The organism is Epilithonimonas sp. UC225_85, assembly GCF_042695135.1.
Lineage (GTDB): Bacteria > Bacteroidota > Bacteroidia > Flavobacteriales > Weeksellaceae > Epilithonimonas.
Map to the genome: position 1 here is coordinate 709,446 of NZ_CP170547.1, position 24,149 is coordinate 733,594.

Consider the following 24,149-nt stretch of genomic DNA (forward strand, 5'->3'; position numbering starts at 1 on the left):
AAAATAACATTTTCAAATTTATTATTTGCGTCTTAATACTTTAATTGATTCGGAATTATGCACTAAGTTAAAATCAGGATTCTCAGAAAGTGAATTTTCTGTGTTGAAAAAAATGATAGTTTTCGGTAAATTTGGGATTTCGGAAAGGTCAAAATTCTGGTCAGAGATTAAGAGAATATCAATGGTTTTATTAATGTCAGAAAGGGATTTTATGTAATTTATTTTCCTTCTTTTAACGATATAATTCTGTTCTGCAATCTCACGTTTTTCTTCATTTTTAATAAAGCTAAAGATTTTTCTACGGGCTTGCTGTAATGTCAGAAGAACGTCTTTTTGTCCAAAATCATCCGCAATATGAAGAATCGTTGTGTCTTTTACGATGTGTTTATTTAATTCAAAATAATCCGATTTGTTTTTATTAAAATCTTGTTTTACCTCACTTACAACTTCGATTTCTTTGTACAGAAAACTTAAGAATAATTTCTTTTTAAAATAATTTTCATCCTCAATTTCGTTTCTCAATTTCGCAAATTCATTTCGGAAATAAGAATTGATGTTTTTCGCTCTTTCAGAATAATTTTTGCCAAAACTAAGGTCGTTTTTACTGATTCTTTCGCCAATTTTTACAATGATATTCCCATCATAAATGATAAAATCACCTTTGGGCAACACTTCAGCATTTCCGTGAATATAAAGTGGTAAAATATCCAAACCAAATTCTTCGGCAAGGTAAAAAGCACCTTTGTGAAAGCGTTTTATATCATTTGAATAGGATCTTGCAGCTTCAGGAAAAACAACTAACGAATAACCTTGGTCGATTTTTTTCTTCAGTTTCTCCTTCCCATTTTCGATACCTTGAGAAACAGGGAAAAACCCTAGAGCTTTTACCATTTTTCCGAAAATAGGAGAATCATAGACCCAATCATTTACCAGATAGACCACCTTGTGAGTTACCATCGCAATTGCTAAAGTATCAAGGAAAGAAGTATGGTTGGCAATGATAATAGCCGGTTTGCTGAGGTCTTCGTTTGGATTTTTAATGATTTTTTTCTTAACAAAAGGATTTCCGTAAAGAACAGATTTCATAAACTTAGCTAAAATCAATTTGATAATATCTAAAGTTTTCCTTTTAGAATTTTTCACGAAAATACTTCCAAGTGCTGAAAATATTAATCCACCCAATCCGTAATAAAAGAAAAGAATCACCGAGTGTAAAAACAATCTAAAAGTAACTGGCGAAAGTCCTTTTTTCTGCCTGTTGATAATCAAAAACCGGAACCAGAAAGGATAAAGAGTCGAGGTAATGATAATCACAGAAAGCATCCCAATGAGCGCAACCAAAGCTAGAGAATGCAAAGCCGGATGTTTTGCAAATATCAATGAACCAATTGATAAAATCGTTGTGAAAACCGCCAGAATAATGGAAATTCTGTAAGTTGGAAGTTCGTTTTTGCCAGTTGTATGTTCCTTCTGCATCGCCTGCGTCAGGAAAATACTGAAATCATCTCCAACCCCGAAAACCAATGTACAGACAACGGTACTAAAAATATTGAGTTCTAATCCTAAAAAGTATAAAAACCCTGCGGTTACAACGCCGGTCAAGACAATGGGAAACATTGTGAGCATTGTCAGTTCAAAATTTCGGAAGAAAACAATGATTGTTAAAAGAATCGCCAATAATGAATAATTGATCAACGTGTTGAAATCTCTTTTTAGCAGACCTAAAAAGTTTTCATTCATCTGCTGACGGTCGATGGCGATAGCATCGTGCTTCTTTTCAATATCTTTGATAAACGCATCTCTTTTCTTTTCATCTACTTTCACCACATTCGAAACGGTGTAAAAGCCATTTTCCTGACTTAGAAATTCTGAGATTTGAAGAGCTTTTATTTTTTCGTAATCTTTTAGACTTAAAGTCGGATAAGTTTTATTGAGATTTTCATCAAACTGGTCAAAAGCGGAAGAATTAAAACCAAATTTATTTCCATTGTTTATTAATTCAGAAATCGTTGTGTTCTTTTTATTTTGACTCCAGAAATTATTCCAGATTTCTATTTTTTTCTGCTGATCTTTTGCTGAGAGAACAACATTTCCAATCGAATTATAACTTAAAATTTTCCCTTCCTTCTTCTCTTTTTCCAAAAACTGACTTAAACCTGAATTTCTCGTCAAAGCTTCTTCTTCAGAATTCCCGTAAGAAATAGTGTAGATCGATTTTGAAGTGATGTCAGACAATTTTTCCAGCTTGGCTTCACTTATTTTCAGATCTTTCGGGATGTAATTGAGATCACCAATGTCTTCATTAAAACCAACGTGCCGGAAGCCAAATAAACAAGCGATAATGATCAAAGAACAACCAATAATCAAAGGTTTGTTTTTCTCGTAAGGATAATGCCCGATTTTATCAATAAAGTTTGTATTTATGTTCTCTGATTTTTCCTTCGGATGATACAATTGAGGAACGATAATCAATGCCGAAACAGACGAAAACATAACGGTTATCGATGCGAAAAGTCCCAGATCTTTCAAAGCTTCGGAACGTACAAAAACCAGACACAGAAAAGAAACGGCCGTTGTTGCACTGCTCAGAATAATCGGTTGTGTGATCTCTTTATAAAGATCTTCAATATTGTTATTATGCTTGTAATGTGTAAGAATGTGAAGCGCATAATCAATCGTAATTCCAATCAAAATGGCGCCGACACTCAATGAAATGGCCGAAATTTTATCTTTAATAAAATACAAAACCAGCAGCGCCAGTAAAACCGAAAATAGAGTCGGCAGGAAAACGATAATAGGTGTAAAAAAATTCCTGAAATAATACATCAACAAGATCAGAAGAACCGTCATCGAAATAATAACCGTATTCTGAATGTCTTTCTTGATTTGTTGTGCATTGGCAACGGCAATTACAGGCGAACCAAAATAACTGAGTTCCGTTTTCCCTTTGAATTCTTTGTTGAGGCTGTCTTTAATTTCGTTCAGTTGATTTACGAACGCTTCATTATTTTTCGTGTCGTTGCTTTTGTTTTTAGGCTCGATGAAAAGCAGAAGATTTTTTCCGTCTTTGGTAACTACGTAATTGTCTTCGAGTTTAAAATCCTTGCTGATATTTAAAGCGTTCAGTTTTTTTATGCCAAGAAAAGTAATTCCCAGCGGATCTTTTTTAATAAAATCTTTCGTTACCAAACTCGTCGGCGAAACCAGAGAAACATAATTGCTTTCAACCTGTTTGGCAATGCTGTCTTTGTTGATTTTTCGCTCGATTTCTTTGTAATCGTTTTCATCTAAAAAGAAAGGCAGATTCTGATTCACGAAATCAAACGTTTCGGAAATCTCATTGTCATTTACTTTCCCTTGAATCGAATTAATGTATTTCTCTAAAGGTTTTGTTTTTTCTAAAAATTGGTCTGCAGTTTCGGATAACTGAAAATTATCGTCTTTCGATTTGTTTTCAATAATGACGATGATTTTGTCCGAAAAGTTAAGTTGTTTCAGAACTTTCGCCGTAAGATCGGATTTTTCATTTTTAGGAATAATCTGATTGATGTCTTCTTCAAAATTAATCTTTGAAGCAAAAAATAAGCACAACGCAGAAATTCCTAAAGCAACTGCGATAGAAAGAATTCTGTTTTTGGCGATCAGATAATATAAAAAGATAAAAAAGCGATGCATTTCGGGTCTTGAACGAGCAAATTTAACGCTTTCATTGATATAATTAATTATGACAACTTGAAAATCAAAAACTCTAAATTAGATGTATAAAAAAAAACCTCTACTTTTGCAAAAATTTTCGGAATGCCAAAAAACTTAGTGATCGTCGAATCTCCGGCAAAAGCAAAAACTATTCAGAAGTATTTAGGTTCAGATTTCGAGGTGAAGTCCAGCTTCGGACATATCCGCGATCTGCCTAAAAAAGGAATGGGAATAGACCTTTCCAACTTTACACCTGACTATGAAGTTTCTGCTGATAAGAAGAAATTGGTTGCAGAACTGAAGGCTTCTGTGAAAAAAGCAGATATGGTTTGGCTGGCTTCCGATGAGGATCGCGAAGGAGAAGCAATCGCCTGGCATCTTGCGGACGAATTGAAATTAAAACCCGAAAATAGAAAAAGAATCGTTTTCCACGAGATCACCAAAAATGCGATTTTGAAAGCGATTGATAATCCCAGAGATATCGACCAGAATCTTGTAAATGCGCAACAAGCAAGACGGGTTCTGGACAGAATCGTTGGTTTCGAAATGTCACCGGTTCTTTGGAAAAAAGTAAAAACCGGACTTTCTGCAGGACGTGTACAATCTGTTGCTGTAAGATTGGTGGTTGAAAGAGAAAAAGAAATCCGTGAGTTTACACCAAAACCTAGTTTCAGACTTGAAGGGATTTTCCTTAACAATGCTCAACAAGAGATTTTAGCGAAACTTAAAAAGGATTTCGAGAAAGAATCTGATGCAGAGAACTTCCTTAATCTGGCCAAAACTACAGACTTCAAAGTTCTGAACGTAGAAACCAAACCAGGAACCAGAACAGCTTCGGCGCCGTTCACAACTTCCACTTTGCAACAGGAAGCATCATCAAGACTTGGCTATAACGTAACTTCTACGATGCGTCTGGCGCAGAGACTTTACGAGGAAGGATTTATTACTTATATGAGAACAGATTCCGTAAATCTATCTCAGGAAGCGATCAATGGTGCGAAAGCACAAATCATCTCAGAATACGGTGAGAATTATTCCAAACCAAGAAATTACACGACCAAATCATCTTCTGCACAGGAAGCTCACGAGGCGATCCGACCAACAGATTTCGCTTTGAAATCCATTGGTGATGCACAGTTGAACAAATTATACCAATTAATTTACAGACGGACTTTGGCTTCTCAAATGGAGAATGCTAAGATCGAGAAAACTGTGATTGAAATTGGAAGTGCCAAGTTGCCACAACATTTCGAAGCGCAGGGTGAAGTGATCATTTTTGATGGTTTCCTTAAGGCTTACGGCATCGTAAAAACCGAAGACGAAGATGATGACAGCAACGAGAAATTGTTACCGAAAGTTTCCGTTGGCGAAGCTTTAGATTATAAAAAAATTACAGCAACAGAAAAATTCACGAGACCGGCAGCAAGATTTACGGAAGCCGGATTAGTTAAGAAACTGGAAGAGTTGGGAATCGGCCGTCCATCGACTTATGCACCTACAATTCAGACGATTCAGAATCGTGAATATGTAGATAAAAGAGAGATAGAGCCACAAACGAGAGAGATCGTGAAAATGACATTGGGGAAATCCGGTGTTAAAAAAGAAGTTCTCAACGAGAAATTCGGTGGTGATAAAAATAAATTCGTTCCGACCGATATAGGCGAAGTAGTCAATGATTTCCTGACCAATAATTTTGCTGAGATTCTGGATTACGGTTTCACAGCGAGAGTAGAAGAGGGATTTGATGAGATTGCCAACGGTGCTCAGAAATGGAAGGAAATGATGACGGATTTCTATTCCAAATTCCATCCAAGAATCGAAGATGTTGAGGAAAATGCAGATCGTGCCAATGGCGAAAGAATCTTAGGCGTTGATCCAAAATCCGGTAAAAATGTTCACGCAAGAATCGGAAGATTCGGACCGATGATCCAGATCGGCGAGCAGGATGATGAGGAGAAACCAATCTTCGCATCATTGATGGCGAATCAGAATATTGCAACCATCACTCTGGAAGAGGCTTTGGAAGTGTTCAGACTGCCTTTTGAACTGAAGGAAGTAGATGGACAGCCGGTTTCTGTTGGCGTTGGAAGATTCGGACCTTATGTGAAATGGGGCGAGACTTATATCAGCATTCCGAAGGGAGAAGATCCACTTTCAGTCGATCAAAACCGTGCGGAAGAGATCATCAATGAAAAGAAAGTGGCAGACGCACCAATCGCAAGCTACAAAGGCGAACCGGTGACGAAAGGAACAGGAAGATTCGGACCTTTTATCAAATACCAAAGTATTTTCATCAACGTTCCGAAACGATATAACTTCGATAATCTGTCTCAAAACGATATCAATGAACTGATCGATGCGAAACTGGAAAAAGAAGCCAACCGATACATTCAGCAATGGGAAAAAGAAAAGATCTCCATCGAGAACGGAAGATGGGGACCATTTGTGAAATTCGGGAAAGGAATGTTCAAGATCCCGAAAAAGAAAGACGATACCAAATACGAAGCAGACGAACTAAAAGATGTTTCCTTGGATGAGGTGAAAAAATGGATCACGGCGCAAGACCCAAAAGCCTTCGTCGAGAAAAAGAAACCTGCAGCGAAAAAAGCTACAACTGCTAAAAAGCCTGCAGCGAAAAAAGCACCGGCTAAGAAACCTGCTGCTAAAAAGTAATAGTTTTAAACTTAAAATAATAAACCCCTTTTGAAATCATCAAAAGGGGTTTGTTTTATTAAAATTACCAAGAGATTTTATTCTAAGTCCAATTTTATTTAATTAACCGGGAATTTCTCTTTTGCTTCGTTACTTAAAGGGGTGAAAAAATTAATTAAATTCCCGTCCGGATCACGAAACAGCAAAGAACGATTACCCCAGGGCATGGTTGTTGGCTCCTGAACGATCTCATTTGTTAGATCCTTAATTCTCAGATACTCATTATCCACATCCTCAACAAGGAATTCTATGATGACACTTTTATTGGCTGCAGGTTCTGCAACTCCATCTCCGAAGAAAGCCAGTGTACGTGTACTGCCGATTGCCAGTGTGAAAGATTTAGAGGTGATCTCTGCAAAATCATCAGTCGCCCATTTGGCTGCCGAGCCTGTTGCGGCTTCAAAAAACAGAACCAATCGCTTGATATCTGCGGTGATAATTCTTATTGATGTAAAATTTGTCTTACCCATTTCTTTTGTTTTTTAATTTATATAGTACAAAAGTAGAATGATGTTATGACAAGAGTATGTCAGTTATTAGATATTACAGGAATAAGATTTTTGGTTTGTTCATTCTTTCCGTAACATCTATGGCTTATTGTTTTTGCGATATTTTTATGTTTTTCATCCACTCAATCATCTCCTTCACCGGATTTTGATCATCCGAGAACGCGGTATTATGCCCTAATAACGGAAATAATTTGTACTCATAGCGTTTGCCTTTGGATATTAAGGTATTAAGATGTTCGATGGAGAGATTCACGGGAACCTGGATGTCTTTGCCGCCGAAGATCCACAGCCCCGGGATTGATAGTTTCGAAAGCGCATCCATTGGATCTACGTCTATGAACTCGTATCTGTCCGGGTCAGTCATCGTGTGTTTGCGGGCATCTTCTTCTGTATGCGTATCCCAGAATTTTGAATTGCCGTTCGTGTAAAACTGAAATCTCAGCTGCTCTTTCACAGTGATGAGTGCGCCACTGAAGATCGCCATAAATTTGACTTTCTTATTCTTCTCTGCCGTCAGCGGAATGATCCATCCGGCCTGGCTCCCACCTGTTAAGCCTATTTGTATTTTTTTGTTTGACAGATATTTGGACAACACGTCCACTGCAGCACTTGCATCCAGAGACAGCAGATTAAGATTGGTGGCGTCCACATTATTGGTGCCTACTTCCGGACCGGCATAGGTGCCGCCAGATTCACCGACGCCCCGTTTGTCATATGTCAGAACCGCAATCCCATTGTTAGCAAGCATTGTCGCAAATTCTGTCATCCTTTTTTCCTGTCCCGATCCGTGAATGATGACAACCGCAGCAGAAATATGATCCGGCTTGTAAATGGTTCCTGCAAGCGAGTCGCCCTGGCTTAGGAACTTGATGTTCTTGGTGGTGAAGGTTGGTGGTGTTGCGAATGCTTGAGTGGTGGTGGTAAATAGAAATAATAACAGAAGGAAGTTTGTGTAGAAGTGTTTTGTGGTTTTCATTTATATTTAGTTTGTATATTAGAAACGTAGCTGGCGCAAGCATCTTGCTTGTTCTGTTTAAGGTACGAGCGTGACGCTCGCACTAGCCAGCGTGGGGAAAATGTCTTTCGCTATACCTTTCGCTAAGTTTTCCGACCAATAGATTATATCATCATAATAGATTGATAGTACTTTTTCATTCTCAGTAAAATCTAAAAATCTATGACCAAAATATGGGAATATTTTTGTGTTTTTTGCCAGTTCTTGTGAATTATATGAAAATGCAATTTCAATTTGTTCTTTAATTATTGCTATATCTTCAGGATATGAATAAAATGTCGGATAGAATGTCGGTTTTTCTTCTCCACCGTTCACATTAATTCCAAGTTTATCCAAGCCGTTCATAGTGAGATAAAAATTTTTCAGACTTTGGGGAAACTTTATGTTTATTAAGTTTTGAAAATCTTCCAATTCTTTTTCAGATAGTCCTTTTCGCCAGGTTGTACCTTTTTGAATTTGATATCCCCAGCACACATCAAGTTCTTTTTTAAGCCAATGTGCTTCGCTTTTTTGTTTAATAAGCTCAAAACTTTCCAATGAATTGTCTAGCTTATTGTATTCTTTCTTGGTCATGTTTTATTTATTGAATAATTCAACTTCACGGATTGCAATCCACGACATCGGTAGACTTTGCGCAGCTGTGCACTGTTATGTAATGTTTTTAACTATTTTTTCAAGAAAACTGTATATTTCGGCTACAATTATTTCATGATCAGTCTCAGGTTCAAAAGTTATCCTAATGATATTCTAGTGATTCTAATATATCAAGAATTCCAATAATATTTAATGCACCATCCTGAATTTTGATATCTGAATGTACACGATTCATGAAGAAAAAGCTCTTTCTGATACAGGAAAAATATTTTCCAATTTTTCCTGTGGATGTTTATCACGAAAATAGTAATCGGTAAATTTTTGCATAAATACTCAAAATCAGATTGATTAGCGAAGTTTGTTTCAAATTATTAACATCCCAAATATACACCCACAATTCCCAACCCACCAAACACTCACAAACCAGTCTTTTACATTTCTGTAATGAAATGATATCTGCACCGAACTCACACCAGTCGTAAAACAATGCTGCTTTGGAAAGATACAGGATTCCCGCATTTATTCCTTATAACACTGACTTGTGTTTTACTGGAGGATAATATAATGCTAGGTAACCGAAGTGGTGTTATAGATTACCGGAGTAGTATTACAGATTAGCCAAGTAGTGTTACAGATTACCCGAGTAGTATTACAGATTGCCGGAGTAGTGTTACAGATTACCGGAGTAGTATTACAGAGTACTGGAGTAGTATTACAGATTACCAGAGTAGCATTACAGAGTACTAAAGTGGTATTATAGATGGTTTTTAATGTCAAAAGGTATTATAGAGAGCTTGAAAAACGCTCTGGGATGCTTCACCGCAAGCGTAGGAAGGGATAACATTTGTCTATTTTGCTGGTGCAATGCTTGATGTAGTATCTTAAGGTAAATAAAGGGAAAGGGTAGTGATGGTTAGCGGACTTGTGTTTCTAAATATTAATCTTCCTGTTATTCAAAATCACAATGGACACAGCATAAATGATCACAATCGCTATGGGAATTAAAACAAATCTATCCGAAGGAAACAAATACCAAAGCGCCAAGATTGAAACCGTCCTCACCAATGAATGAAATATCCCAACCCAATGGTCTATGATCCAGCTTAGCGGAAGCCACATCAGTCCGGTCAAAATACCTACCGTTAAAGGAAGGGAAGTGTAGTCTTCCATAAAAAACGGAATTGCAATTGAATAGACCAGAACCGATTGCGCTACCGTAAGAAAGAACAGACGGTCAAACGTATTTTTTGGTTTGCTTTTGTCCAGATAGTCTTCGCCGGTCAGTTTTGAAATGCCCATAGCCAAATAAACGATAGAACCTGTTGCAATAAATAAAACCCAGACCGTTATCTTATCGGGAAAAAAGAGTCCTGAAACTGCTACTGCCAGCCAGGCAATCAAGCCTGCAATCGGAGAAGCCAAAAGTTTCTTTTGCCTGAATTCTTCTTTTTGCTGCTCAAGCGTTCTTTGATTTTCTGTCATCATGTTTAAATTAATTTGAGACTTTCATTAATAATATCATAAATATAACAATTATACTACGATCTCCAACCGGCAGTCGAGATGTCATACCGTTTATAATCAAACCCCAAACCGCAGGACACTAATTAATCAGGCATCCATTAACTTAGCTGAAAATCAAATCAAAATGAGTTCATCCAAACACTTCACCCGCAAAGATTTTTTACAGACCTCAGGTTTAGCAGTTGCAGCCGTGGTTTTTTGCTCATCATTTACCAAAGCATTTGATTTCTCGGATAAGCCTTTTTTCAATTTGAAACCCATCGGGAGGCAGTTTTCTCTGGAAGGTTACTACATCTGGTGCAGTTCCCCGATTTGGGGCGATGACGGGAAAGTCCATCTGTTCTACTCCCGGTGGAAAAAGAAAAAGGAATGGGCGGCTGGCTCAATGGCTCCGAAATCTGCAGGGCAGAAGCGGATTCGCCTTTCTCAGAGTTTCAGCACAAGCAAGTTATTCTGACTCCAAGAGGTGAAGGGTTTTGGGATGCCACCACTTGTCATAATCCATTAATTAAAAAAGTTGAAGGTCAGTATTTACTTTTCTTTATGGGCAATGCCAATGGGAAAACCAATACCAAAAGAATCGGACTGGCGACTTCCAAAAGTCTGGATGGCGAGTGGGCAAGACCGGAACAGCCCTTGCTTCTTCCAGGGAAAGAAGGCGCCTGGGACGACCATTGCACCACAAATCCCGCTTTCGTAAAAGGAAACGACGGCAAATATTGGCTGTTCTACAAATCATGGAACACCCACGAGTATGAAACCCAGAAAGGCCCGATCCGTGGCAACCGGAAATATGGCCTCGCAAAGGCAGATTCGCCAATGGGACCTTACACCAAAGTCTCCCAAAATCCCGTAATCGATTTTTCATCCTTACCAAATAATGTCCAGCTGGAAGATGCTTTTGTCTGGAAACAGAACGGGAAATATAATATGGTGTCGCGTGATATGGGATTTTTCAATCAGGAATATGGCTTGCACATGACCACAAAAGACGGACTGAAATGGACAAAACCGGAGATCGCTTATTTGGAAATGAAACACTACATCACCGAGCCCGATCCGCCGAAACACCTGAAACGGTTCGGAAGGCTGGAGCGCCCGATGCTTTTGATGAGTAAGGATGGAAAAAAGCCTCAGTTTCTATTCGGAGCCACGCAGGGTGGTGCGTTCGAGACCTCAACTACCTTTGTCTTCGAAATCATTAATTAGGAGCCGGGAACCTGCTGTCCGTTGCAAACCTAACGAAGTGGTTCGACGTAGTCAATCTTTTTTTGCGGCACGTTCTGCCGATGAGGTTTGCGTAGTTAAGCAAAAAGAATTTCCTCTACCATCAGGGCTAGGGTGTGGTTTCAAATGGAGGTTTACCCATTGAAAGTAAATGTCTAAAAAAAAGGAGCGTTAAAGACCAGCTTTCCACAGTTAAGTGTTGAGAACGTAAGGTTTACAATCATATTATTTTGCTGTACATTTGCAAAAACAATAAATGATGAAAATTTACACAACAGTTCTGGAGTTCTGTGCCCTTTTTCTATATGGGCAAAAACCAATTATCAAATTTAAGACAAGTTTATCAGGAATCCCGACTGCTTTTAATAGTGCATCGTTAGGAGTTTTCAGTTATAATCATAAGCAATGATGAAAAAAAAATTCTTTTTGTTTATTATCAGAATATTAAACAAAACGGCATCTCCAAAGCCATTGCAAATATCTCCACAGAACTTACAGATAAAGGTTATGAAGTGTCTATTCTTTTTTTGATGCGTGAACATGCTGATTATTTCCCGATTGATAAAAGAATTAAAAAAATATACCTCGACTCGTTTGATACGCCATATTACAGAACTGCGGAAAAATTAAAGAAAAAATCAATTTTAAGAGGTAAGCTCAACAATGCCGTTTTTTATGCCTACGACTTGGGGTGTTTTTTTGTTTTAAAAGATTGGATCAAGAATAATCATCAACAATATGATCAGATCATTACCTGTTGGTACAAACTCTCTACCTATCTTACATTTACGGATGCGGCATCTAAAACAATAGCGTGGGAACACATCAATCATAAAACAGGAGGTCTGGTGTTTTTCAAATTGTTAAGAAGCAGATACAGACATCTGAATAGAGTGATCTGCTTAACCAGTGAGGCGATGGACTATTATCAAGAAAAAGAAGTTGATGTTTCCAAAATCACCAATATTATAGGCGACCAATATGAAAATGAAAAATTCGATTTTGACAAAAAAGAAAACCTTATTCTTTTGGCAAGCAGGCTGGATCCGGAAAAAAACGTAAAAGGATTTTTGGAAATTATCAGCGAAATCAACTTACCTTCAGAATGGAGCATTGCTGTAGCAGGAGATGGGCGGGAGTCTGGTTTTCTAAAAACATACGCTGAAGATCTGGGGATTAAAAGAATAAAATTCTTAGGCTCGGTAGCTTCTGAACAGATGATAGAAATGTTCAGAAAATCAAAGATATATTGCATGACTTCATTAGTAGAAGGTCTTCCGACAACTTTGATCGAAGCGATGTTCTGCGGGAATACGCTCATCAGCTATGACTGCCCGACCGGTCCTTCAGAAATAATTAATAAAAACAATGGGTTCCTGATTCCTTTGCATGACAAAGAAAAATTCAAGGAGAAATTAACGCTTGTTTTAAATGATCCGGCGCTTCTGAAAAAAATATCGACAAGTTCGTACGAAGAATCCTTAAAATGGAAAAAGGGTGTCATTATTAATCAATGGATATCTCTGCTGGAAAATGTCGCTCATTAATTTTACAAAATATTCTCATAATCATTCTCTTTAAGATCATAAAAAAAAAGTGTATTCTTAAGCTGTTATGCAAGCTTTGAGTGTTGTTCCCGGAAATAAAAATAAGTGCAATCTCAAGGCTTTCATTATTAAATTTGTATGTTTGCAGATTGAAAAACACCCTTAGATGAAACAATATAAGTACCCTTTGTTTTCTGTTTTTTTTGTAGTTCTGTTTAAAATGCTTTTCCTGCTTACCCACCACATACAGGAGGATGCATTCATTACATGGCGGGTTGCACAAAACCTTATGGATTATGGTGTAATTGGCTTCAATGGGAATACAAAGATCTCGGCTTCTACCACTCATTTATATGTTTTCATCTCTTATTTTTTCAATCTTCTGTTTGGCAAAGAGAATTTTATTTATCCTCTACTAATATTTAATTCGGTCTTATTCACTATCGGGAGTTTTTTCCTTTCAAAGCTGGTTTTAAAAGATCCCTTACAGCAAAGTATTTTTATCATATTATTCGGGCTTCTGCCACCCGCCATTAAAATTTCGATTCTGGGAATGGAATACGGCGTTCTGTTTTTTCTGGAAATGGGTTTGTTGTATTTAGGTTTTTATAAACAAAAAAAGTGGGCATTGATCTTGTTCCCTATTCTGATATTATTCACCAGAATAGATACGGTTATTTTTTTAGGAATTGTTTTTATTGTCGACACCATCAAAAATAAGAAACTAAGATGGGCTTATTTCTTCGGCTGTATTGCCGGTGTATTAATTCTACTGTCTTTTAATTGGTTTTATTTCCACGAAATAATAAATAATACGATCCTGGCAAAAAAACTGGCGTATGAAAAAGTTTTTTCTTTTGGTGAAAAAGTTTCTGCATTTATAGCGAACTATGGAAACTTCTGGGGAATGCTGAAGGTACCAGGGACAACCAATCCGGTAACCATTTTTATATTATTGATAGAGGTTATAGCATTTACTCTCCTGATGAGAAAAAAGAATGGGAGAATTTTTTTTCTAATCATCATATTTCTGTACGGCTGGGTAAAACAGATCATTTTCCTGTCACAGAGAAGCTACTTTGACTGGTATTACTGGATTCCTCAGATTCTTCTTTTTGTTCCTGTACTTTTGTATGTTTTGGAAAAGGAAAAAAGAAAATACCTTTGGCTCACCTCATTGATTCTAGTTTTTATATTACCTTTAATGGCGTTTCAAACGATACATTCCATTGCCACCGGAAACGGAGAATGGAATTACAGAAGAAGCATAGGCCTGTTCCTGGATTCTTACGAAAAGGATAAAAACCAATGGATCTTTCTGGAGCCGGCCGGGTATGTTCCGTATTTTTCGCATCTTAAGGCGATTGATGAAGTTGGATTAGTCGATAAAGAAGTACAGACGGAAATCATAAAAGACAGGAAAAATTACTGGCTGAATACAGTAAAACACAGAAAACCAAAGTATCTTTTGTCTTATAAAAATCTTTACTTATCTGCCGATTCATCTTATTATAAGGCGAATTATGCAGAGCTAAAGTCATTTAGGATCCGGGATCACCTGCAGGGAAGTAATGCGATATTGGATAAGATTTATAAATTAAAACCTTCTGGTAGAGATTATATTTTATATTTGAGAAAAAATACAAGATAATTACGAATAGTGGTTTAATTTTCAGTTTTAATATATTTTCACAGACACACAAATCAGATTAAGATTTTTTAAATGGTAATTCTTCATCCTGCATTCACGGTAATTTTTGTTCTATTGATCCTGGCAAGCTTCTGGGAAGTGTACGACCAGACATTAGAAAAGAAAAAAATAGCACTATGGATCATAGGTTTTCTGTTAGTTATATTTGGAGGTCTTAGAAATTATGCGGGAGCCGATTACCCTATTTACAGAACTATGTATTATGTGAGTTTTCCCAGTATTGATCTTTCTGAGGTATGGAACAAGATGCTGCTGAAAAAATCGACACTGGAGATAGAATGGGGATATGTATTGATAAGCAGAATCGTATTTTTTTTTAATGCCCCTTTCTATATTTTTACATTGATTGCCTCCATTTTTACAATCTCTTTACGATTAACTTCACTATATAAAAATTCCATCTATCCTGTTTTTTCGACATTACTGTTTTTTATTCCCGTATATTTTACTACAGACAACGGACACATGAGACAGGCAATGGGAATGGTCATGTGTTTTGTTGCTTATCAGTTTATTAAAAAACGAAATCTTTGGTACTATCTGCTGTGTATGTACATCGCTTTTGGCTTTCATAAGTCCACGGTTTTATTTTTGCCTGCATTTTGGCTCGTGAAAATCCCGCTTAACTCCAATAAGATATTTTATTTGATTATATTCTGTGTATTGCTATCACCGTTTCACATATATAATTTTTTCTCAGGATTTTTAGAAAGTCTGTCTCCTCAGGATGTTTCGAACGGTTTCACTGGTTATGTGAGCTATGAGGACAAGGCATCGACTTTTATGGATGGATTAATAACCGTGTATAGCATTCTACTAATAGCGTTTGATAAACAGGCCTGCCAAAAAATTTATTATTATGAATATATGCGGAATATCCTGGTGGTTGGTATATGCTGCTATTTTATTTTCCGAGATAATCCCGTATTTGCAACCAGATTGGTAGGGGTATATACTACATTTTCTTATATTGTTATTCCTAATATTGCAGCCTCATTATCGGACTCATACAAAAGAGGCATTCACATGTTTTTTGTATGCTTTATGATTTTTTATTATTTTGTGTTTGCTCAATATCAAGGTAATGCAGGAAGTTTTACTCCGGAAAGATATAAGAATTACCTTTGGAGCAATTAGATGCAATAGTGAAAAAAATACAATACTTTTATCAGTCATTATAAAAATAGAATCAATGAACTTCGAAGATTTTATTATTTCGCCAAGAAAAATCAAAACAGAATCTTGGCAAATCGGAGACAAGATCATCAATGATATCAAGGAAGATAGCATTGTCTTGCTTTTTTTATCAGATTACAGAGGTGCCGGCGGCGATGCGGAAAGCCAGAATTTTACTCAGATCAGAAAAGAGTTTTACAAACTATCGCAATTGGATTTTGACATTCCGGTTGTGGATCTTGGCGATTTGGTTTCCGGTAGGACGCCACAAGATTCCCATTATATTCTGCAGGAAGTTCTATCGGCCTGTCATTACAAAAATGCCATTCCGGTAATTATTGGAGGGAGCAATGATTTTGCATTCTCTCTTTTTTCTGCACTCAGTTTTCATCAGAAAGACATCAGTTATACACAGATCAGCAATGTGGTTTCTCTGAAACAGGATGAGGAGATCCACGAGTCAAATTTCCTGAGCAAAATATTGGGCTCCAAAAATTTCTCCATCAAAAATTATCACCATCTTGGATATCAGAAGCATCTGAATGAATCAGACTCTGTCAAATTGATAAAAGAAGTCCAGTTCGATATTATCCGGTTGGCCGAGATGATGAACTCTACGGAGAAAACCGAACCTTATTTCCGAAAAGCCGACCTGGTAACGATCAATTGCGATGCTGTCGAAAGTTTTGCTGAGCCGTTTTCCATCAATCCTCAGGTCAATGGACTTAATAAAAGAGAAGTCTGTGCGTATATGAAAGAAATCGGACTTGGCGAAAAACTCAAGTCCGTAGGAATTTTCAATTATAATATCTATTCTGATTCACAGCTTAATCATCAGCTTTTGGCACAGATGATCTGGTATCTGATAGAAGGCATCAATATCCAAAGATCTCATCCGAAAGAAAAGTCTTTTGAAACATTTTTTGTTTTGGTTAATGACGAGCAATACGCTTTCAAAAGAGATGTTTTCAGTAATCTTTGGTATTTTGGCGAGGATGAGAATATTGATAATTGCATCCCCTGCTCGCGATCAGATTTTGACGAAGCTAAAAAAGGATTTCTGAGTCCAAGATTTACAAGAAATTAATAGGAATTATATTTGCAAAGATTATTTAGATCAAAAAAATTGCGTCTTTGCTATAAAAAACACAAATGAGTCAACATTCTGATATGAAAGTCTCCATCATCGTTCCGGTTTATAATGTTGAATTATATCTGGAAAAATGTCTGTTGTCATTAGTGAAACAGACTTTGAAGGAAATCGAAATTCTGGTTGTAAATGATGGGAGTACGGATAAGTCCCAGTCAATTATTGAGGATTTTCAAAATAAATATCCGGATAAAATTTTTGGTTTTGTTAAGGAAAACGGTGGTCTCAGCGATGCGCGAAATTTCGGTATCGACAGGGCCAGAGGTGAATATCTAGGTTTTGTTGACAGTGATGACTATGTTTCTGAAACAATGTTTGAAGAAATGTATAACCTGGCTGAAAAGCATAATGCGGAAATGGCGATCTGTAATCTTCAGAAAGTGAATGAGGACGGTAGTGTCACTCAGAAACTAACCCAGCTGCCCGGTTTCCAAGAGAAAATTATTCTGGAAGATCATCTGTCCGTTTTTTCTGATATTTCGTATTTTGCCTGCAACAAGCTTTTCCGGAGAGAACTTTTCTCTGAAAAAAGATTCAAAAAGGGAATTCATTTTGAGGATATCGAACTGATTCCTCAGATTTTGCTCGATTGTAATATTCTGGTATTTACGCCTAACTTCCATTATCAATATCTTGAAAGACAGGATTCTATTAGCAAAAGCCATACGATGAATGGCCTTGATATTCTGAAGGCTGTGGAAACTGTAGAAACTTATTTTAATAAAAGCAGATTCTCTCAGCATAAGGAAGCTTTAAAAAACTTTCAAATTCTGGAAGGCGTTTATACTTTTTTGGCCTATTTGGCATTTGTGAAAAAAGATTCTGATTTTTACAAAATGTCACAGGTTTTAGATGATTTTGTCTCAACTAAAAGTTTAAAAACCAAAGAAATCTTACAATTTAATCGGTTTGGTAAAAATTATCTGCTATCTTTGCCATTGAAAAAAAAATCATATTACCTCTTGTACTTTTTCGGTTTTAGAGGTCTTATCCGGAGATTAATAAGCAGAAATTGAAATCCAGAAAAATCAAACACAAATGAATAATTTCCAAGTTTTTCTAGAAAGTTACGGGATATCTTTTTTCTATTTCAAGATGTTTCTGGGATTTGCTTTTTCATTTCTGATTACTTATCTCGCTATTCCCACAATTATAAAAATATCCAGAAGGAAAAATCTGATGGATGAGCCTGGTGCCAGAAGCTCTCACCTCAGAAAAATCCCTAATTTAGGAGGTATTGCTGTCTTTTTCTCATTAGGCGTTTGTGCCCCGATCTTTGCATACGAGCTGTTTGACCGATACAAATTTTTGTTTGCTTCGTTTATTATTCTGTTTTTTGTCGGGGTAATGGATGATATTATGGTCCTCAGAGCCTATAAAAAATTGGTTGCACAGATTCTTGTTTCAGCATTGATGGTAATTGGTTCAGATGTAAGAATCAGGAGCCTTTTTGGCGTTTTCGGGGTTTATGAGATCAATTATTATATCAGTATTTTAGTTAGTATTATGACATTTATTATTTTAATTAATGCTTTTAATTTAATTGACGGAATAGATGGACTAGCAGGTAGCTACACAATAATTACGAGTGCGTTGTTCGGTATTAGTTTTTTCAGATTAGGCAGTCATAATGATCCTTTGGTAATTCTATGTGCAATTCTGATAGCGGCGTCATTAGGATTTTTGATTTATAATCTTTCTAATAAAAGAAGCAGCAAGATCTTTATGGGAGACACCGGATCTATGATATTGGGCTTTCTTTTGGCTTTTACAGGAATTTCATTTATAGATATTTTTATAGCTAAAAAAGATGATGTTTTCTATCATCTTCAAAGTGCACCTGTAATAGCAGTTGCTATTTTGATTTTACCGATTATCGATACTTTAACTGTCATTATTACCAGAGTCTATTACGGAAAATCGATTTTTTCTGCGGATAAAAACCATATCCACCACAAATTACTGAATCTCGGATTGACTCATAAACGGTCTACAGCTTATATCATAATATATTTTCTTTTAATTATTGCAGTTGCTTATTTCTTGAGACATTTGGGAGTCAATAAACTGCTGATTATTATTATGGCGTTAGGTTTTTTAGGAGCCTATCTGCCAATATTATTATTGAGGTTCAAAAAAGATTAAAATAGTTATACTTTTGCAAAAAAAACATTAATGAAAAACCGTTATTTATTTAACATATTTTTACTTCTCATTTTATTTGGAATGTCTTCTTGCATCTCGCAAAAAGATATCAGATACTTACAGCCTAGTGAGAGCCTAGCAATCAATGAGGAAGGCTTGGTTCCTTACAATGTCCCGGAATACAGGATCACAAAAGGTGACATCCTGAGTCTAAATGTAGTTACCACTCCAAAAGGAGATGCGGCTCAGTTTTATTCAACCTTAAATGCTGCTGCATCAGGCGGAAGCGGAGGTTCTCAATCTGCCGGAGCAAGTGGGGGCGGCTCAACGGCGGGAGGTGGCACCGGTGGTAATCCAACGTTTTATTTTAATGGCTTAAAGGTAGACTCTAACGGTGATGTTAACATATTCGGAATCGGATATGTAAAAGCAGAAGGCAGAACCGTAGAAGATATGACCAAAGAAATCCAGACACGGGTGAATGAAAATTTTTTACAAGGCAAAGCTGAAGCAAGACTTAATCTGGATGGAATAAGATACTACGTCTTAGGTGATATGGAAAGTGTAGGCGTTACTGGAGAAAAAGTGGCCTATGTTACCCAGCTCAATATCATGCAAGCCATCGCTATGAACGGTGGTCTGAACCGTACTGTTGACAGAAAAAGTATTACTATACACAGGAAGTATCCGGAAGGTATCAAAACAGCAAAACTTGATTTGACAAGAGAAGATGCCATGAACTCACCTTATTACTGGCTGCAAAATGGAGACATCATCTATCTGAATACCAACAAGAAAAGCATTAACGGATTCGGAAAAGAGCCGCTTCAGACTTTAACGACCGGGGTTTCCTTGATTACAACGGTAATGTCTATTTATTTAATTATTACGAGACTATAATGATTCCTGATAAAAACACAAACAGTACACAAGATACAGCTCAAAATGCTGAAAAAATGGGTTCCTTCAATTTGTTTGATCCTGTTCATTTTGTGCAGAGAGTTCTTAAAAACTGGTACTGGTTTGTGATTCTGGGGTTTTTAGGATATTGTATTTCATACGTTTATAGTAAATATTATGCACAGAGAATTTACTCATCCAGTTTATCATTAAGTATATCAAACAATACGTCTAGCTACTTTACTCCTAATCAATCTATTAATTTCATCTGGGGACAAGGCGGAAATCAGGATGGTGTTTATCTGAAAAAAATCTTACTCTCAAGAAGTCATAATGAATATTTGGTTAAAAAGTTAAATCTTAATACCAACTATACAACAAAAGGTCTAATCAAAACAACTTATCTGGATCAGGAAGACAGCCCTGTTTTTCTTGAAATCGATAAAAATCATCTGCAGCAGGTTAATTATCCTATTAATATTTTTCCGAAAGGAAGTAACAAATATGAAATTGTCTTGCCGGAGGAAGGACAATCTAATAATCTGTACAATTATAATACTGAATCTGTTGAATCTGTAGCTTCATATCCTAGACCAAAAAATAGGATTCTGAAAGTTAACGAGTGGTATGAAACGCCTAATCTGAAGTTTAGGTTGGTTCCCAACCCTACACCCAGCAACTTGCAACTGGAAAATATTATGGTTACACTGATTCCTGTAAATCAGGCGGTGAACAGTATTATTGGTAGTTTGTTTGTTGATTTTGACAAAGAACTTTCCTCTATTATGGTTATTAGCAAGACAGGATATAACCTTAATGGAACGGTTAATTTCCTGAATAATTCTGTACAGGAATTGATTAAAAAGAGATTGATAGACCAGAATACAGTCGATCAGAATACTGTAGAATATCTTAATGAAAATCTCATTAAGATCAGAAAAAAACTTGACTCTAGTGGCACCGTTCTTAATAATTTGAAGATTAACAACCGCCTTTTCGATATGGAAAATATCGACTCCAAAACGCTTGCAAAACTGGATGAGTTGGAAACTCAAAAAGCAGAACTGGTTATGAAAATCAGTTCGTTGGATGAAATAAAAAATTCTGTCAATACAAACAGTGTCGAGAAAATCATCAGCTTAAATCTTGCGGGGATAGAAGATGGAACTTTCAACGCTTCGGTTTCAGAATTGAAGCAGCTTTATGCGAAGCGAAGAGAAATGGCGCAGATCTACACACCCAACTCTGAGCCAATGCGAGAGATCAACAGGTTGATAAACGAAGCAAAATCTACTTCACAAGGTGGTCTTAAAAAATATTTCCAAGGTTATTATAACAAACTTACAGATCTTAACGGGGAGATTGGTAAAATAGATAAGGAACTGGTAACATTGCCAGAAAAACAAAGGATTTTTTTAGATGCCCAACGTGGTTATAATATTATAGAAAATACTTATAACACATTGTTAAGCGAGCAAGCTAAGTCACAAATGCGTGTCGCAACCAACCAAAGTAATCTTAATATTATTGATAAGGCAAAGAATTTAGGACAAAGTCCTATTGCACCGGACGTTAATGCTACTAAAATGCAGATAATCGGGGGACTATTGCTTATCCCGCTTTTGTTTTTGGTACTGGGAGAATTGCTCGATAATAAAATTAGAAATATTAAAGAATTATTGTCAGCCACCAGAATTCCGTTATTGGGAGTGATAGGGCATAACAATTATGACAGTAATCTAACGGTTATTGAGGAGCCGAAATCTTCAATATCAGAGGCCTTTAGAGCAATACGGGCTAATCTCCGTTTCTTATTTGATGAAGAACAAAACAGTAAGGTGATCTTGGTAACCTCTTCGATCAGTGGTGAAGGAAAAACCTACGTTTCTATCAATATTGCATCCGTTTTAGGACTTAGCGGCAAAAAAGCTGTTTTATTAGGGATGGATCTTAGAAAACCTAAAATTTTCGGTGATTTTAAAATCAATAATAAGAATGGGATTTCTAATTATCTTACCGGACAGGTAGAATTGGAAGAGATCATCAACCAAACCGGTATTCCGGGATTAGATGTTATTACATCTGGTCCGATTCCGCCAAATCCCTCAGAACTATTGATGAGTGATAATAACATGAAATTTATAGAAAGACTGAAAGAAATCTATGAGTATGTTATTATAGATTCTCCGCCGGTTGGTTTGGTTGCAGATTCATTTGAACTAATCAAGAAAGCGGATACCACAATATATGTAGTGCGGCACGAATATACAGAAAAACATATGTTGAGGATGATTGCAGAAAAATACTTCAAAAAAGAAGTTGCAAATCTGGGATTGGTTTACAATGATTTCAGTGTTAAGCAAGGTTATGGCTACGGCTATGGGTACGGCTATGGCTACGGTTATGGTTACGGCTACGGATATGGATATTTTGATGAAGACAAAAATTATAAAGAGCCGACAATTATCAAAATCAGGAATAAACTGAAAATGTTTTTTAATAAAAAATAAGAGCCTTTATTAAGGCTTTTTTTTATTTTAAAGACTATTTTGATAATATGTTCGTTTTTATAACAATAAATTATATTTTTTTCATCTTATTTAACTTAACTTTAAGAAGTTCCTTAAACTAAAAATGTTTTATATTTGCACCAAAATTTTGGATAATAGTTGTTCCAGTGTATTGAAAATGAAGAAAGAATTAACTTATACCTTTATCGCCCTATTTTGTTTTATGAGTTTTGCCAATGCGCAAAGGCATGAAATCGGCGTGCAGTTAGGTATGAGTAATCTCGTTGGTGATATTGGCAGAACCAATTACGTTCTTCAAAAACCTGTTGGAAGCATTTCTGATTATGGTTTGCCATTTTATGGAGGCCTGATGTACAGGATGAATTTTAACCCTTATCAGACTGTGAGACTTAACCTGGGATTTAGTAATATCCAGTTTGACGACAGGTATGCGGCAGAAAATTACAGAAGAGTGAGACAGCTGCGTGGAACAAATTCTGTTTTTTCAGCTGATCTACTTTTTGAGTACAATTTTTTACCTGTAAATGAAGAGCAGGTGAGTATGTTGAGCCCTTATGTTTTTGGAGGTGTTTCCGGGTTGTATATGGAAGCTTCGAAACCGGAACTTATCATTAATTCTGCTTCAAATGTAATAGTCAGTTACAGTAAGGACAAAGCCTTTACAATGGCATTGCCTGTTGGTGTTGGACTTAAATATAAATTTAATTACAACTGGGCATTGTCCGGAGAATTTACATTCCGACCAACTTTCTCAGACAAGGTAGATTACAGTATGGTGGATGAAAAAGATATTACTGTCAAAAAAACATCTCTTGGCACGGAACAAACTGCTGCTGTAGTTCAAAGCTTTATAGAACAGAGAACTATCGGAAATCCAAATTCAAAAGATTGGATTAATTCCGCAACATTGATTTTGTCTTATTCTTTTGGAAGACCGCCTTGCTATTGCAAATAATATTATGCAGGACTTAAAAAAAATTATTAATAAAGATAAACTGCCAAAACACGTTGCTGTTATTATGGACGGAAACGGCAGATGGGCAAAATCCAGAGGAGAAGAAAGAACCTTTGGGCACAAGAACGCTATCACGGCAGTTCGCAATGTAATCAATGCCTGTAATGAAGTGCATATTCCATATCTTACACTTTATACCTTTTCTTCAGAAAACTGGAACAGACCAAAAGAGGAAGTAGATACATTGATGAATCTTCTCTCAGAAACATTATTGCTGGAGGCAGAAGAGATATTTTCAAAAGGATTGAGAATGCACGTTATCGGCGATGTTTCCTCATTACCGGAACTTGTAAGAGATCAATTGCTCAATGTTATTGATCTTACGAAAAATAATAAAAACGGAAACCTGATACTTGCTTTAAGCTACGGTTCTCAAAAAGAAATTCTGAAAGCTGTAAAAGAAATCAGCGAGGAAGTAAAAGATGGAAAAATAAGTTTAGACGATATTGATGAGAAGTGTTTTGAAGATCATCTTTATACAAAAGATTTTCCGCAGGTAGATCTTATGATCCGAACAAGCGGCGAAGTTCGGATCAGCAATTTTTTACTTTGGCAGATTGCTTATGCAGAATTACAATTTTTAGATGTCCTTTGGCCCGATTTTACAAAAGATACATTTTTCCAGTGTATCCTAGACTATCAGAATAAGGAAAGAAGATACGGAATGACAAGCGATCAGCTTACTTCATAAATATAT

At 36.5% G+C, this 24,149-nt stretch carries 19 protein-coding genes; 14 read left to right on the forward strand and 5 right to left on the reverse strand.

Annotated elements, in window-relative coordinates; genetic code table 11:
- Positions 1-21: 21 nt before the first annotated feature.
- Positions 22-3,675 (reverse strand): MMPL family transporter, encoded by a 3,654-nt coding sequence (locus ACFJGY_RS03420; RefSeq protein WP_379968148.1) that lies wholly within the window; start codon positions 3,673-3,675, stop codon positions 22-24.
- Positions 3,676-3,798: 123 nt separating this feature from the next.
- On the opposite strand from ACFJGY_RS03420, the gene topA reads away from it, so the two are divergent.
- Positions 3,799-6,369: a type I DNA topoisomerase gene (gene topA, locus ACFJGY_RS03425; RefSeq protein WP_379968150.1), complete on the forward strand. Its 2,571-nt coding sequence runs from the start codon at positions 3,799-3,801 to the stop codon at positions 6,367-6,369.
- 98 nt (positions 6,370-6,467) lie between these two features.
- On the opposite strand, the gene ACFJGY_RS03430 is transcribed toward topA, so the two are convergent.
- From ACFJGY_RS03430 to ACFJGY_RS03445, 4 genes are all read right to left on the reverse strand, one after another.
- Positions 6,468-6,878, reverse strand: coding sequence for a VOC family protein (locus tag ACFJGY_RS03430; RefSeq protein WP_379968152.1), 411 nt, complete (start codon positions 6,876-6,878; stop codon positions 6,468-6,470).
- Between the two features lie 124 nt (positions 6,879-7,002).
- Complete coding sequence (locus tag ACFJGY_RS03435; RefSeq protein ID WP_379968154.1) at positions 7,003-7,893, reverse strand: alpha/beta hydrolase family protein; 891 nt, start codon at positions 7,891-7,893, stop codon at positions 7,003-7,005.
- Positions 7,894-7,950: 57 nt separating this feature from the next.
- On the reverse strand, positions 7,951-8,505 hold the full coding sequence (locus ACFJGY_RS03440; protein ID WP_379968156.1) for an SMI1/KNR4 family protein: 555 nt from the start codon (positions 8,503-8,505) through the stop codon (positions 7,951-7,953).
- Positions 8,506-9,456: 951 nt separating this feature from the next.
- On the reverse strand, positions 9,457-10,011 hold the full coding sequence (locus ACFJGY_RS03445) for a DUF7010 family protein (protein ID WP_379968158.1): 555 nt from the start codon (positions 10,009-10,011) through the stop codon (positions 9,457-9,459).
- A 163-nt stretch (positions 10,012-10,174) separates the two neighbouring features.
- On the opposite strand from ACFJGY_RS03445, the gene ACFJGY_RS03450 reads away from it, so the two are divergent.
- From ACFJGY_RS03450 to ACFJGY_RS03510, 13 genes are all read left to right on the forward strand, one after another.
- Positions 10,175-10,507, forward strand: a complete 333-nt coding sequence (locus ACFJGY_RS03450; RefSeq protein WP_379968160.1) for a hypothetical protein — start codon at positions 10,175-10,177, stop codon at positions 10,505-10,507.
- Positions 10,402-11,259: a glycoside hydrolase family protein gene (locus ACFJGY_RS03455; RefSeq protein WP_379968162.1), complete on the forward strand. Its 858-nt coding sequence runs from the start codon at positions 10,402-10,404 to the stop codon at positions 11,257-11,259. Before ACFJGY_RS03450 ends, ACFJGY_RS03455 begins: the two co-directional genes overlap by 106 nt.
- A 274-nt stretch (positions 11,260-11,533) precedes the next feature.
- Complete coding sequence (locus ACFJGY_RS03460; RefSeq protein ID WP_379968164.1) at positions 11,534-11,686, forward strand: hypothetical protein; 153 nt, start codon at positions 11,534-11,536, stop codon at positions 11,684-11,686.
- 103 nt (positions 11,687-11,789) lie between these two features.
- Positions 11,790-12,824: a glycosyltransferase gene (locus ACFJGY_RS03465; protein ID WP_379968166.1), complete on the forward strand. Its 1,035-nt coding sequence runs from the start codon at positions 11,790-11,792 to the stop codon at positions 12,822-12,824.
- Positions 12,825-12,990: 166 nt separating this feature from the next.
- Positions 12,991-14,475 (forward strand): hypothetical protein, encoded by a 1,485-nt coding sequence (locus ACFJGY_RS03470; RefSeq protein WP_379968168.1) that lies wholly within the window; start codon positions 12,991-12,993, stop codon positions 14,473-14,475.
- Positions 14,476-14,547: 72 nt separating this feature from the next.
- A complete protein-coding gene (locus ACFJGY_RS03475) occupies positions 14,548-15,672 on the forward strand; it encodes an EpsG family protein (protein ID WP_379968170.1) in 1,125 nt (374 codons plus the stop codon).
- Between the two features lie 55 nt (positions 15,673-15,727).
- Entirely contained in the window at positions 15,728-16,798 is a 1,071-nt protein-coding gene (locus ACFJGY_RS03480) for a formimidoylglutamase (RefSeq protein ID WP_379968172.1), read from the forward strand.
- 65 nt (positions 16,799-16,863) lie between these two features.
- The gene (locus ACFJGY_RS03485; protein ID WP_379968174.1) at positions 16,864-17,877 is read left to right on the forward strand and encodes a glycosyltransferase family 2 protein; all 1,014 of its coding nucleotides are present in this window, start codon (positions 16,864-16,866) and stop codon (positions 17,875-17,877) included.
- Positions 17,878-17,899: 22 nt separating this feature from the next.
- Entirely contained in the window at positions 17,900-19,006 is a 1,107-nt protein-coding gene (locus ACFJGY_RS03490) for a glycosyltransferase family 4 protein (protein WP_379968176.1), read from the forward strand.
- A 30-nt stretch (positions 19,007-19,036) separates the two neighbouring features.
- The gene (locus tag ACFJGY_RS03495; RefSeq protein WP_379968178.1) at positions 19,037-19,906 is read left to right on the forward strand and encodes a polysaccharide biosynthesis/export family protein; all 870 of its coding nucleotides are present in this window, start codon (positions 19,037-19,039) and stop codon (positions 19,904-19,906) included.
- A complete protein-coding gene (locus ACFJGY_RS03500) occupies positions 19,906-22,416 on the forward strand; it encodes a polysaccharide biosynthesis tyrosine autokinase (protein WP_379968180.1) in 2,511 nt (836 codons plus the stop codon). Before ACFJGY_RS03495 ends, ACFJGY_RS03500 begins: the two co-directional genes overlap by 1 nt.
- 178 nt (positions 22,417-22,594) lie before the next feature.
- Positions 22,595-23,392 carry a DUF6089 family protein gene (locus ACFJGY_RS03505; RefSeq protein ID WP_379968182.1) on the forward strand — a complete coding sequence of 266 codons (798 nt, stop codon included), beginning with the start codon at positions 22,595-22,597 and terminating at the stop codon, positions 23,390-23,392.
- Positions 23,393-23,396: 4 nt separating this feature from the next.
- Positions 23,397-24,143, forward strand: a complete 747-nt coding sequence (locus tag ACFJGY_RS03510) for an isoprenyl transferase (RefSeq protein ID WP_379968184.1) — start codon at positions 23,397-23,399, stop codon at positions 24,141-24,143.
- The last annotated feature ends 6 nt before the right edge of the window (positions 24,144-24,149 follow it).